The sequence below is a fragment of the Pseudomonas sp. GW823-FHT05G12 genome (assembly GCF_058795575.1).
Genome location: NZ_CM179501.1, coordinates 3,548,429 through 3,560,882, shown reverse-complemented (window position 1 = coordinate 3,560,882; position 12,454 = coordinate 3,548,429). Strand labels below are relative to the sequence as shown.

At 64.7% G+C, this 12,454-nt stretch carries 7 protein-coding genes and 4 pseudogenes; 7 read left to right on the top strand and 4 right to left on the bottom strand.

Annotated elements, in window-relative coordinates; translation table 11 throughout:
* The first annotated feature begins 130 nt into the window (after window positions 1-130).
* From AC3RCM_RS16265 to AC3RCM_RS16255, 3 genes are all read left to right on the top strand, one after another.
* On the top strand, window positions 131-907 hold the full coding sequence (locus AC3RCM_RS16265) for an IclR family transcriptional regulator (protein WP_198748182.1): 777 nt from the start codon (window positions 131-133) through the stop codon (window positions 905-907).
* 138 nt (window positions 908-1,045) lie between these two features.
* A complete protein-coding gene (locus AC3RCM_RS16260) occupies window positions 1,046-2,098 on the top strand; it encodes a Gfo/Idh/MocA family protein (protein ID WP_064491500.1) in 1,053 nt (350 codons plus the stop codon).
* A gap of 29 nt (window positions 2,099-2,127) precedes the next feature.
* Window positions 2,128-2,943, top strand: coding sequence for a sugar phosphate isomerase/epimerase family protein (locus AC3RCM_RS16255; RefSeq protein ID WP_020190771.1), 816 nt, complete (start codon window positions 2,128-2,130; stop codon window positions 2,941-2,943).
* A gap of 148 nt (window positions 2,944-3,091) precedes the next feature.
* On the opposite strand, the gene AC3RCM_RS16250 is transcribed toward AC3RCM_RS16255, so the two are convergent.
* The 4 genes and pseudogenes from AC3RCM_RS16250 to AC3RCM_RS16235 all read right to left on the bottom strand — a co-directional run.
* Window positions 3,092-4,417, bottom strand: a complete 1,326-nt coding sequence (locus AC3RCM_RS16250) for an MFS transporter (RefSeq protein ID WP_012052802.1) — start codon at window positions 4,415-4,417, stop codon at window positions 3,092-3,094.
* 242 nt (window positions 4,418-4,659) lie between these two features.
* The gene (locus AC3RCM_RS16245) at window positions 4,660-6,348 is read right to left on the bottom strand and encodes an FAD-dependent oxidoreductase (RefSeq protein WP_492629021.1); all 1,689 of its coding nucleotides are present in this window, start codon (window positions 6,346-6,348) and stop codon (window positions 4,660-4,662) included.
* A gap of 41 nt (window positions 6,349-6,389) precedes the next feature.
* Window positions 6,390-6,521 (bottom strand): annotated as a pseudogene (locus AC3RCM_RS16240) (NIPSNAP family protein); the annotation flags it as partial.
* Window positions 6,461-6,694: pseudogene (locus AC3RCM_RS16235) on the bottom strand (hypothetical protein); the annotation flags it as partial. The pseudogenes AC3RCM_RS16235 and AC3RCM_RS16240, both read right to left, overlap by 61 nt.
* Before the next feature lie 35 nt (window positions 6,695-6,729).
* Between AC3RCM_RS16235 and AC3RCM_RS16230 the strand changes: the two are divergent.
* The 4 genes and pseudogenes from AC3RCM_RS16230 to bcsC form a co-directional block, all read left to right on the top strand.
* The gene (locus AC3RCM_RS16230) at window positions 6,730-7,539 is read left to right on the top strand and encodes a shikimate dehydrogenase family protein (RefSeq protein WP_104887428.1); all 810 of its coding nucleotides are present in this window, start codon (window positions 6,730-6,732) and stop codon (window positions 7,537-7,539) included.
* A 4-nt stretch (window positions 7,540-7,543) separates the two neighbouring features.
* Complete coding sequence (locus AC3RCM_RS16225; protein ID WP_198748180.1) at window positions 7,544-9,277, top strand: FAD-dependent oxidoreductase; 1,734 nt, start codon at window positions 7,544-7,546, stop codon at window positions 9,275-9,277.
* Window positions 9,262-9,465: pseudogene (locus AC3RCM_RS16220) on the top strand (NIPSNAP family protein); the annotation flags it as partial. The gene AC3RCM_RS16225 and the pseudogene AC3RCM_RS16220, both read left to right, overlap by 16 nt.
* Window positions 9,383-12,163: pseudogene (gene bcsC, locus AC3RCM_RS16215) on the top strand (cellulose synthase complex outer membrane protein BcsC); the annotation flags it as partial. The pseudogenes AC3RCM_RS16220 and bcsC, both read left to right, overlap by 83 nt.
* Between the last annotated feature and the right edge of the window lie 291 nt (window positions 12,164-12,454).

The window sequence follows — 12,454 nt, the reverse complement described above, 5'->3', positions numbered from 1 at the left end:
CAAGGTCAGGTTGGTCATGTCAGGCAAGAACTGGGCGATCATCGGACATTCGAGGTGGCCCGAGCTGCGCTGGCTAGCGACGATGTGGAATCATCTTCTAGAATTCGCAAAAAAATCAGGGACCTGTGACATGGCTGGTAGTCAGATCGAACGCGCCTTCAGTCTTGTAGAAAGCCTTACCGGTGAACCCCAAGGGCTGCCGTTACAAACCCTGGCCGAGCGCCTGGACATTCCCAAAAGCGCCGCCCACCGCATGCTCACTGAGCTGGTGCGGCTGGGCTACGTGCGCCAGAACCGGGAAAGCAGCCGCTATCAGCTGTCGGCCAAGCTGGTAGCGCTGGGCTTTCGTTACCTGGCCAGCAGCGGTGCCGACATCATTCAGCCGATTCTTGACCGCCTGGCCCAGGACAGCGGCGAACTGGTGCGCCTTGGGGTGATCGACGGTGCCCGGCAAATCTGGATCGCCAAGTCCCAAGGGGCCCGCTCCGGACTGCGCTACGACCCGGATATGGGGCGCGACGCGCCGCTGTTCTATACCGCCTCCGGGCATGCCTGGCTGGCCAGCCTGGACGATGAGCAGGCGCTGCAGATGGTGTTGCGCCAAGGTATAGCCGACCCCGACCAGTTCGGCCCGAACGCGCCACGCTCCACCGACGAGCTGCTCGCCTACCTGCACCGCGCGCGCGAGCGCGGTTATGCCTGGGTCGAGGAAACGTCCGCCATCGGCACATCAGCCCTGGCCGCAGTGGTGCGCCGCCCGCAAAGTGACGAGGTGATCGGCGTGCTGAGCATCGCCGGGCCCAGCGCGCGGCTGGCACAGAGCCGCCTTACAGCGCTGGCACCGCTATTGCTGGCGGCGGCAGAAGAGCTGTCGGCGGCCAGTCCCGCCAGCGAGCTTTTTGCCTGAGGGGATATTCCGGTCGATTACCGCACAGTCTGTTCCGCCTGTTCTTCTGAAAAGCTGAACTTGGTTCTAAATTGTCGAGTGTGAATTGTGGAACCAGGTTTCAGAATTTCATGACAACAATGACAAGAGGACAGGCTGTTGAACGCACCCCTTCGTATTGCCTTGATTGGCGCCGGCATCATGGGCCGGCAGCATTACCAGCATTTGCGCAATGTGCCGCAAGCCCAACTGTGTGCCGTGGCCGACCCCGGCCAGCAGGCCGAGGCCTTCGCTGCCGAGTGCGGCGTGCCCTGCTTTGCCGACCACCGGCAAATGCTGGAGCAGGTGCGCCCTGAGGCAGTGATCGTCGCCAACCCCAACAACCTGCATGTCGCCACCGCCCTGGATTGTGTCGAGGCCGGGGTGCCGGTGCTGGTGGAAAAACCGGTGGGCGTGAACCTGGATGAAGTGCGTGCACTGGTGGAAGCCTCACGCCGCCGAGGTGTACCGGTGCTTGTAGGGCACCATCGCCGACACAATCCGCTGATCGCCAAGGCGCACCAGGTGATCAACGAAGGCAAGCTTGGCCGTCTGATCAATGTCACCGCGCTGTGGCAGCTGCAAAAGCCCGACAGCTATTTCGAAACGCCCTGGCGCCGCGAGCCAGGGGCCGGTTTCTTGCTGACCAACCTGATCCACGACCTTGACCTGTTGCGTTACCTGTGCGGCGAAGTGGTGCAGGTGCAGGCCTTCACCCGCAACGATGTACGCGGTTTTGCCAACGAAGACAGCGCCGCGGTGCTGCTGCAGTTTGCCAACGGTGCCCTGGGCAGCCTGACCGGGTCCGACGCGGTGGCTGCACCGTGGAGCTGGGAGCTGGACGCTGGCGAAAGCCCCGTGTACCCGCGCCAGGATGGCCAGCCGTGCTATCTGCTGGCCGGTACCCAAGGTGCACTGAGCATTCCCCAGCTCAAGCGCTGGCATTACGCCGAGGCAGGCTCGGGCTGGCATACGCCCCTGTTGCAAAGTTCGGAAAGCATCCCTGCCGGCGAGGCATTGACCCTGCAACTGCAGCATTTTGTGCGGGTTGCCCGGGGTGAACAGGCGCCGCTGATCGACGCTGCCGACGGAGGGCGCACACTGGCGCTGATCGAAGCGATAAGGCAGGCAGCCCAGAGCGGTCGGGCTTGCGCGCCCGCGCACATTGGCTGATGCAACCTTACTATTGCTGGTGATGATTAATGACTGATCGAATTTTTTCCCTCGCGGCCCTGACGGTGCTCGAGCTGTCTCCACCGGACATGGTCGAGGCCGCCGCCCGAGCGGGTTACAGCCATGTCGGCCTACGGCTGGTGCCAGCCACCGAACAGGAGCGGCATTTCCCGTTGATCGCCGATGCCGAACTGCGTCGGCAAACCCAGGCGCGCCTGCGCGACACGGGCATCAAGGTGCTCGACCTGGAGATCCTGCGTCTTGAGCCGGCAACCTGTGTGGCCGATTTCGAAGCGATCCTGGCGGTGGGCGCCGAGCTGGGTGGCACTGAATTGCTGGTAGCGGGCAACGACCCCGACGAAGCGCGCCTGACCGAACGCTTTGCCGCATTGTGCGAGCTGGCGTCGCGCTACGGCATTCACCCTCACCTGGAGTTCATGCCCTGGACCGACGTACGTGACCTGCGCCAGGCCATGCGGGTGGTGGCCAACGCCGACCGCGCCAATGGCTGCGTGCTGGTGGATGCCTTCCACTTCAACCGCTCTGGCTCTTCGTTGGACGACCTGGCGCAGCTGAAGCCGCAGCGCATGCGCTATGCCCAACTGTGTGACGTTGCTGGCCCGGTACCGGCCGACATGGACGAGATCCTGCGCCAGGCGCGTAACGAGCGTCGCTTCCCGGGTGATGGAGATGCCGACCTGGTTGGCCTGTTGCGCGCCTTGCCGCCGAGCGTGCCGCTGAGCCTGGAAATCCCCACGCGGCAATTGCTGGAGCAGGGCATCAGCGGCGAACAGCGCGCGCGCATGGCGCTGGAGAAAGCCAAGGCGGTGTTGGCCACCGTCTGATCGAGCGAACGTGGCGCCTGTCACCGACTGCGTCACGTTCGTGAGTGAACCCACACCGAACGCTGCATTGTCGTTGTCCGCTTCTCAAGAAACGCCAAGCCAAAAAAAGGGCCCGCAAGGGCCCCGTAGAGGTAAGTGGCTAGCGCTCTCAGGCGCTCTCGACCTTGCGCGGTGCCATGAAATACATCCACACCAGCGCCAGGAAGTACATGGCGGGGATCATGGTAAACAGCACGGCATAGTTGTTGTTGGTAGCGGTCAGCACGCTGCCGACAATCTGCGTCATGAACATTCCGCCAATTGCCGCACACATGCTGCCGAAGCCGAATACGGTGCTCACCAGATGCTTGGGTGTGTAGTCCATCACCAGGCTCCAGATATTCGCCGTCCACGCCTGGTGCGCGCCTACCGCGATCGAGATGGCCGCCACCGCGACCCACAGTCCACTGGCGTTGGCGGCAAAGATGACGCTGAGCATGGTGCAGGCAAAGATCAGCATGGACACCAAGCGCGCTGTCGTGGCACGCACGCCCCGGCCGATCAGCCACGACGACAGGATGCCTCCCCCGATACTGCCGAAGTCTGCCGTCAGCCAGATGATGATGAGCGGGATGCCCATCTGGGTCACGTTGATGCCCAGGCTGTATTGCTGGTTCAGGAACGGCGGCAGCCAGTACAGGTAGAACCAGAACACCGGCGCGGTAATCGCATAGGCCACTGCAAAAGCCCAGGTGCCACGCAGGCGCAGGATACGGCTGAACGGCACGCGGGTCGGCTCGGGCTCGTCATCCTGCTGGATGTACTGCACCTCGCTCTGACGCACGCGGGGGTGGTCTTCAGGGTTGTAGTACTTCAGCACCCAAAACACGACCCACACCAGGCCCAGGCTGCCCATGGCGATGAACGCAGCCTGCCAGCCCCACACAGCCAGGATCAGCGGCAACAGCGCGGGGGTGACCATGGCGCCAACATTGGTACCGGCGTTGAACAGCCCCGTTGCAATGGCCCGCTCACCCGCCGGGAACCACAGGCGCACGGTCTTGACGCAGGCCGGGTAGTTGGCGGCCTCGGTCAGGCCGAGGATGAAGCGGCAGACCATGAAACCTGCCGCCGAGGTGGCCAGGCCGTGGGCACCCGTGGCCAGGCTCCACAGCAGTACAGCGAAGAAGAACGCCCGTTTGACCCCGACCTTGTCGATCAGCCGGCCTTGCAGCAGAAAACCGATGGCGTAGCCGACCTGGAACCAGAAATTGATGTTGGCGTAGTCCATCGCCGTCCAGCTCATTTCCTTGGCCAGCACGGGCTGCATGATGCCGAGGGCGGCGCGGTCGATGTAGTTCAGGGTGGTGGCGAAGAACACCAGGGCGAGCATGCCCCAACGGGTCTTGCCGACGCCGAAGGCGCCGCGGAGCTTGTCGCCGATCGAGCCCTGGGACATCCGGGGCGCGGCGGGGGGGATCTTGGAGTGGTTCATAGACTGCTCGTTTCTTGAAATTGTATTCAGCTGCGGTGCTACGGGTACGTGACCGTTTCCCAGGCAGGGGGGGCACGCAAGGCCGGTGCATGGTGAGCAGTGAAGACGGCAGCGTCAATTCAAGAGACGGGCTACTGTTCGGTTATCGAACGGTTGCGTTGGCCGGCGGGCGCGGCAGGTATTCACCTCACTGAAGGGTAGAAGGCTTTGGCCCTGGTTGCCTGATGCGCGCAAAACCGACATCAATGATGCGCACAGCCCCCGCTCAACGCTCTACCGGCCAGATACCCGAAGGTCATCCCTGGGCCAAGGGTAATGCCGCCGCTCGGGTAGTACCCACCCATCACGCTGTGCATGTCGTTACCCACTGCAAACAACCCGGGTATCGGCTGCCCTGCGTGGCCCAGTACGCGGGCCGAGGCGTCTGTGTCCAGGCCGGCGAAGGTGCCAAGGCTGCCTGGCAGCAGTTTCACCGCATGGAACGGCCCCTTCAGCAACGGCCGAAGCGACGGGTTAGGTGCCTGCTGCGGGTCGCCTTGGGCCCGGTTGTAGGCCGACGCGCCACGCAGAAAGGTAGGGTCTTCACCTTGTGCTGCGTGATGGTTGAAGCCCTCCACCGTGCGCTGCAACTGCTCGGCGTCGATCCCGCAGCGCTGCGCCAGTTGCGCCAGGGTAGCGCCGCTGTGCAAATAGCCACTGCGCTGATAGAAGCGGGTAGGGAAGGGAAAGGGCTTGGCCCAACCGATGCCATAGCGCCGTTGCGCAGCATGGTCGCAGATCAGCCAGGCCTCCGGCTGCTCAGCCTGCGGCGTGGCGGCGAACAGCGCGTTCATGAAGTCGTGGTAGCAATCGGCTTCGTTGACGAAGCGCCGACCATCGCGGCGCACGGCGATGAAACCGGGCTTGGCACGGTCGATCAGGTGTGGGAAATGGCCGAAATGGCCATTGCGGCGCGGTACCTGCGATACCGGCGCCCAGGCGCCCCCGTGGGCGCCTGCCGCAGACACCCGCCCACCCGCCTGTTCGCCCAGGCGCAAACCATCACCGCTATTCTCCCTGGGCGCAGCGGAGTAATGCTGGTCACCGTCCGGCGCGTGCGGCATCAGTTGCGAGATACGCTGGCGATCATGTGGGAAGCCACCGCAGGCCAGCACCACACCACGCCGTGCGTAGATCGCTTGGCCATCGGCAAACAGCGCGCCGTTGACCCGTTCTTCGCACAACAACAGACGGCTGGCCGCTTTCTCGGTCAGCAATGTCACGCCACGATCAAGGGCGCTGCGCAGCAGGCGCGCCACCAGCGCGTTGCCATTGACCAGATGCAAGCCGCGACGGTGCAGCAGCAAGTCTCGGCCATGGCGCAACAGGCGCTTGCCAACATGCAGCGCTGCCTTGGGCGAGCGTGTGGCGTTGAAGAAGGCAGCCATGTCGGCGCCCCCGGCAATGCCCATGCCGGCCAGGCTGACGATGTCCAGCGGTGGGCGTAACTTGTGCAGCCAAGGCCCTAGCCGTCGCCCGTCGTAAGGTAATGCACACAGCGAGCGACCGCCGCGTGCACTGCCATCGCCTTCACGCATGTCGGGCATACGGCTACCGCACTGGAACTGCACGGCTGTGTGTTGCTCGAAGAACGCCACCATTTCCGGACCATGGCGCAGGAAGGCGCGTTGACGCGGGTCCAGCTCGCGGGTGTGGGTTTGCGCACGCAGATAGCGCTCCGGGGCATCGTCGGCTTCGATGATGCCTTCGGCGATGGCCAGCGGGTTGCGCGGTATCCACAACCAGCCCCCCGACCAGGCGCTGGTGCCGCCCAGCTGGCTGGCTTTTTCCGCGACGACCACTGTCAGGCCATGATGCGCGGCGGTTACGGCGGCAGCCAGGCCAGAGGCGCCGGAGCCGATGACGAGTACGTCACATTCAAGGGGGGGCATGGAAGGGGTCCGCTCGGATGTTGGAAGAAGTGGCGTGTGGCTTACTGCAGCGGCGAGAAACCGGTCGGGCGCAGCAGCCGCGATTGCAGGCGCAGTACCGCGCCCAGCTCGCGGTTGCGTCGCGAGAATTCCGCCCAGCGCGAGTCTGCCGCCATGGCTGACCGGCCTGCCATGCCGGGTCGGCCAGCAGCTTGCGCTGCTGTTGCAAGGTCTCGCTGGCCTGTGCCAACAACGGCGAAGCCGGGTAACGCTGAAGAAAGGCTTGCCAGGCTGCCGCGCTGGTGGCACTCACTGCTTGCCCGGACAGGTAGTCGAACTCGCGCTGGGCAGCGGCATCCCGTGCACCCTTGGCGCCATAACAACGCCAATAAGGAGGTAAGCATGATTCGAGGTTCCACTGAACTGGTCGCCATCGTCGGTTCGCCCATCGCCCAGGTGAAGTCCCCGCAAAACTTCAACACCTGGTTCAACCACAACAACTGCAACCTCGCCATGCTGCCCATCGACCTGCACGAGGCGGCGCTGGACAGCTTTGCGGGAACCCTGCGTGGCTGGCAAAACCTGCGCGGTTGCGTGGTCACCGTGCCTTACAAGCAGGCGCTGGCCAACCGCGTGGACGGCCTGAGCGTGCGCGCAGCTGCCCTGGGTTCGGTCAATGTGATACGCCGCGAGCGCGACGGACGCCTGCTGGGCGACAACGTGGACGGCGCCGGCTTCCTCGGCGCTGCGCACAAGCATGGCTTCAAGCCGGCGGGCAAACGGGCACTGGTGATCGGTTGCGGCGGTGTTGGCAGTGCCATTGCCTATGCACTGGCTGAGGCAGGGACCGCCAGTATTACCCTCAGCGACCCCAGCACAGCACGCATGGGTGCTGTATGCGAACTGCTCGGCAACGGCTTCCCCGGGCTTACGGTCAGCACACAGTTCAGTGGGCTGGAAGACTTCGACCTGGTGGCCAACGCGTCCCCAGTCGGCATGGGCACCCGCGCAGAGCTGCCGTTGTCCGCCGCCCTGCTGGCTACCCTGCTGCCAGACACTCTGGTTGCCGACGTGGTCACCTCACCCGAGATCACCCCGCTGCTGAACCGCGCGCGGCAAGTAGGTTGCAGGATCCAGACTGGCCCGGAAATGGCCTTCGCCCAACTGGGCCACCTTGGCGCCTTCATGGGCGTCACGCCGTTGGAGATCTGAGGCCATGACGACTCTGGAGCACACACACAACAGCTTCGACCTGGTTGTGCTGGGCAGCGGTGCCGGTGGTTTTGCCGCTGCCGCCACCGCGGCCCGCCGTGGGCTGAAGGTGCTGATGGTGGAAAAGGCCGAACGCTTTGGCGGCACCTCGGCGATTTCTGGCGGCGCGGTGTGGCTGTACGGCACCGACCAAGCCCGTGATGCCGGCGCCAAGGATTCCCCCGAGGCAATGCGCACCTACCTCAAGCAGGTCATCGGCGACGGCTACGACCCCGCCTTGGGCGACGCCTTCATCGAGCATGGCCACCAGGCGCTGCGCTGGCTGGAGCAGAACACCGAACTGCGTTATGCCCTGCGCCCACTCTCGCCCGACTATTACCCGGATGCACCCGGCGCCACTCAGTTCGGCCGGGCGCTGGAAATGGTCGAGTACGACGGCAAGCGCCTGGGCACACGCTTCAAGGACCTGCAGATGCCACCACCCGGCATGCTGCTGTTCGGCGGCATGATGGTCAACCGGGTGGATATCCAGCATTTCCTCAGCATTCGTCGCTCACCCAGGTCGCTGTGGCATTGCCTGAAGTTGATGGCGCGTTACGCGCGCGACCGCCTGCAGCACCCACGCGGCACCCGGCTTACCACCGGCAACGCATTGATCGCCCGCCTGGCCACCAGCGCCTTCGCCCACGGCACGCAGTTGTGGTTGCGCAGCGAAGCCGTGGAGCTGATCGCCGAGCACGGCGTGATCACGGGCGTGGTCGTACAGCGCGAAGGCCGACGTGAGCGGGTAATGGCCCGTGGTGGCGTGGTGTGCGCCATGGGCGGATTCGCAGCAGGCGCAATGGCCGCCGACTACCGCCCGGCTCAAAAGGCGCCGCACCTGACCCTGTCACCACCGGCCAACGACGGAGCCGCCCTGCGCCTTGCCCAGGCCGTGGCAGCAGCCGAGGGCGAGGGCCTGGCGGCCAACTTCTTCTGGGCACCGGTTTCCGAACTGCGTCATGCCGATGGTGAACGTGAGCGCTTCCCGCACCTGGTCACCGACCGCGCCAAGCCGGGCGTGATTGCGGTAGACCAAACCGGGCGGCGCTTCGTCAACGAGTCCGACTCCTACCACCACTTCGTGCACACCATGTTCGCCAAAGGCATTGCCAGCTGCTGGCTGGTCTGCGATGCCGAGGCAATGAACCGCTACGGGCTTGGCCTGGCGCGGCCCAAGCCCGTCAACAACCAGGCGTTGATCGACGCAGGCTACCTGTATCGCGCCACCACATCGCAGGCACTGGCCCTGGCCATCGGTGTCGATCCACAGGTGTTTGCGCAAACACTTGCACAGTTCAACAGCGATGCCGGCAATGGCATCGACCGCGCCTTTGGCAAAGGCGGCAACAGTTACAACCGCTACATGGGCGACCCACAACATACGCCCAACCCATGCTTGGCACCCCTTACCAAGGGGCCGTTCTACGCCATCCGCATTCACACCGGCGACCTCGGTTCAGCCCGTGGCCTGGTGACCAACGCCGATGCCAACGTGCTGAACCGCAGCGGCTTGCCGATTCCCGGGCTGTATGCGGTGGGCAACGACATGAACTCACTGATGAAGGGCACCTACCCCGGCCCCGGCATCACCCTGGGCCCTGCCCTCACCTTCGGCTGGCTTGCTGCCAACCACGTCACCGCGCGCCTGCAGGCGCCGGCTACCCCTACGGAGAACCCGGCATGTACTACGAACTGAGAACCTACACCCTCGACCCATTGAAAATGGCCGACTGGCTGGCCCTGTACCAAAGCCACGCACTCGAGGTGCAGAGCGAACATCTGGGCAACCTGGTGGGCTTTTTCACCAGCGAGTTCGGCGACGTCAACCAAGTGGTGCACATCTGGGGCTATGCCAGCCTCGACGACCGCATGGCACGCCGCGCAACGGGGTAAGGCATTGCTCGACAAGGGCCGTAATGTCGAAGCCGAAACGCAGCTGCGCCGCGCCCTGCGCCAGTACCCGGGCGATGCCAGCCTGCATGGGGCCCTCGGTTATGCGTTGATGCGCCAGGGCCGCCATGGAGACGCCCATGCGGCGTTTCGCGCGGCGAGCGCCAAGGAGCAGGACACCTACTGGATCAGCCAATGGAAGGACCTGGAGTCGTCCAGCCAGTATTGGGCCCTGCTGAAAAAAGCCGAGCGGGCCCTGGAGGTGAAAGACGTGCGCGGTGCGCGCGCACTTTACCAGCAGGCTCGCCAGCAACGGCCAAAGGATGAATACGCGTTGTTGGGCCTGGCAGATGTCTCGCTGGCCGAGGGCGATGTGGCGGCTGCCGAGCGGCAGTACCTGCAGGTACGGCGTATGGCGCCGGATAACGAAAGTGCCGTGCGTGGCTTGATGCGCGTTTACCAGGCGCAATCGCCAGACAAGGCGCAGGCATACCTGGACAGCCTGCCACCACGGCAGCAGGCGCAGTTCGCCAGCCTGCGACGCAGCCTGGAACTTGCGCGGCTGCGCCAGCAAGGGGACGAAGCCCTGCAGCGCGAGGACTGGTCGACGGCCAGCCACGTGCTGGGCCAGGCTTCGGCCCTGGCCCCCGATGAGCCTTGGCTGGTGTATCAGCTGGCCAACAGTCTGCGTCACCAAGGGCGCAATGGCGAGGCCGACGCGGCGTTTGCCAGGCTGGTGCAGCACCAGCCACGTGATCCGGCAACGCGCTATGCCCACGGCCTGTTCCTGGAGTCCAGCGACCGTGATGCCTTGGCTCTGGACAGTCTGAGGGCGGTACCTCAGGCGATCTGGAGCGCGGACATGCACGCGCTGGAGCAACGTGTTCAACGGCGTATGACCCTGGCCTCTGCGCAGCAGTTGCAGGCACAAGGCCGCAGTGCCGAGGCGACAGCCTTGCTTGAAGCCGGCCTGGCGCGTGGTGAAGGTAGCCCGGACGACTTGATGCTGTTGGCTGACTGGGCAGCCGCGCGTGGTGAACATGGCAAGGCGCGCAGCTATTACCAGCGTGTGCTGGTCGTGCAGCCTGGGCGTCCTGATGCACGCCTTGGGGTGATGGAAAGCGCCGTGGCCGAAGGCAACCTGCAGCAGGCCCGGCACATGCTGGGCGTGAAGGTGCCACAATTTGCCGCTGATGACAGCAACGCCCAGCGGCGCCTGGCGGCGGTGTGGACCGCGTTGGGCGAACACGATCAGGCGGCCAGGCTGCTTGACCGGATTGCCGCGCAGCAGACGCGACCCGATCCGTTGTTGCGGCGCGACGCAGCCCGCCTGGTAGCGCAGGATGACCCTCAACGAGCACTGGACCTTTACGCGGCAGCGATGGCCGATGCGCAGTTGCTGGACCGTGCTGCCGTAGCGCCACGGGATGACCGTGCATTGACCCTGGCCAGCCGCGAGCAAGAGGGCGACGACTGGCTGGCCCGCAGCCTGCGCAGTGATGTGGACGCCCTGTATCGCCAGCGCAATACCCATGTGACGCTGATGCATGACTACGGCTGGCGCGAGGATGACGGTACGCCCGGCACGTCGGAACTGAGTACCCAGTCGACCTTGTTGCATGTCGACACCCCTTGGCAGGAGGGCACCGCGTTTGCGCGGGTAGAGCGCATTGGCATGGATGCGGGGTCGTTCGAGCCGAACGATCAGGGGCGCTACACCCCCGACTTCGGCAGCTGCCAGTTTGTTGGTCAGACCGCTGACGGCAAAACACTGCCCGCGTGCACGGGGGGATCGCAGACTGCAAACGGCAGCCTGTTGGCGTTGGGTTGGCAGGGCAGCCGCTGGGCGTTCGACCTGGGCACCACCCAGGGCTATGCAATCAACAACTGGCTGGGCGGCGCAACGGTCAACGGTGACCTCGGGCAGGTTGGCTGGTCGCTGACCGCCTCGCGCCGGCCGATGAGCAATTCATTGCTGTCGTTCGCCGGCGCACGCGACCGCCCGACGGGCGTGCGCTGGGGCGGGGTCACTGCCAATGGCGCCACGCTCGGCCTGAGCTGGGACCAAGGTGGCGACAACGGGGTGTGGGCCAGCCTGGGGCACCATTGGCTGTACGGCGAAAACGTGGCCGACAACCAGCGGACCCGGGCCATGGCCGGCTTTTACCACCGCGTGGTGGAAAAGGCCGACGAGCGTGTACGTGTTGGCGTGACGCTGATGCACTGGCGCCATGACAAGGACCTGGGCGGCTACAGCCTGGGGCAGGGCGGTTACTACAGCCCGCAGCGCTACAGTTCGGTGGGCGTGCCGGTCAGTTATGCCTGGCGCAACTACGACTGGTCGCTGCTGCTGGAAGGTTCCGTCAGCTGGTCTCAGGCCCATAGTGGCAGTAGCCGCTTGTACCCGGACGCACACATCAACCGCAAGGTACTGGCGCACTATGGCGTCGATTCCAACATCGATGCGATGACTGAAGCCAGCGACAGCAGTGGGTTGGGCTACCGCCTGCGCGGTCTGTTCGAACGGCGCCTGAGTGACCAGTGGGTACTGGGCGGCGGCTTCGACTGGCAGCACAGCGATGACTATGCGCCTAGCCATGGCATGCTCTACCTGCGCTACCTGTTCGAACCGTGGCGAGGCAACCTGGCCCTGCCGGTGACACCACTGGAGCCTTACGGCGAGTGGCGGTGACGGCAATTGCTGCGTTGCAAGGGGCGCGCCTGCACGGGGCGATGCGGACCAAGGGTTGACACCAGGCACGGCGCCCCACCATTATCCAGCCATACCTACGCAACGGGCTTGCCAGCATGTCCACATCCAACCACGCCATTCTCGCTTCGGGCTTCATCGCCCAGGCAGGCGCGTGCGTTGCCGTTGCCAAGAAATCCAAGAAACAGCCGCTCATCTGACCGAGGCGCGCTGTCTCGTCAGGTGGGCTGACGAGACAGAAGGCGCCAGGTATCCCTGCCACCACTTCCACTC

Bases quoted from the DNA above. Each gene is read 5' to 3' on its own strand.
- AC3RCM_RS16265 (WP_198748182.1), top strand. From the start codon at position 131: ATGGCTGGTAGTCAGATCGAACGCGCCTTCAGTCTTGTAGAAAGCCTT.
- AC3RCM_RS16255 (WP_020190771.1), top strand. From the start codon at position 2,128: ATGACTGATCGAATTTTTTCCCTCGCGGCCCTGACGGTGCTCGAGCTG.
- AC3RCM_RS16245 (WP_492629021.1), bottom strand. From the start codon at position 6,348: ATGCCCCCCCTTGAATGTGACGTACTCGTCATCGGCTCCGGCGCCTCT.
- AC3RCM_RS16230 (WP_104887428.1), top strand. From the start codon at position 6,730: ATGATTCGAGGTTCCACTGAACTGGTCGCCATCGTCGGTTCGCCCATC.
- AC3RCM_RS16250 (WP_012052802.1), bottom strand. From the start codon at position 4,417: ATGAACCACTCCAAGATCCCCCCCGCCGCGCCCCGGATGTCCCAGGGC.
- AC3RCM_RS16225 (WP_198748180.1), top strand. From the start codon at position 7,544: ATGACGACTCTGGAGCACACACACAACAGCTTCGACCTGGTTGTGCTG.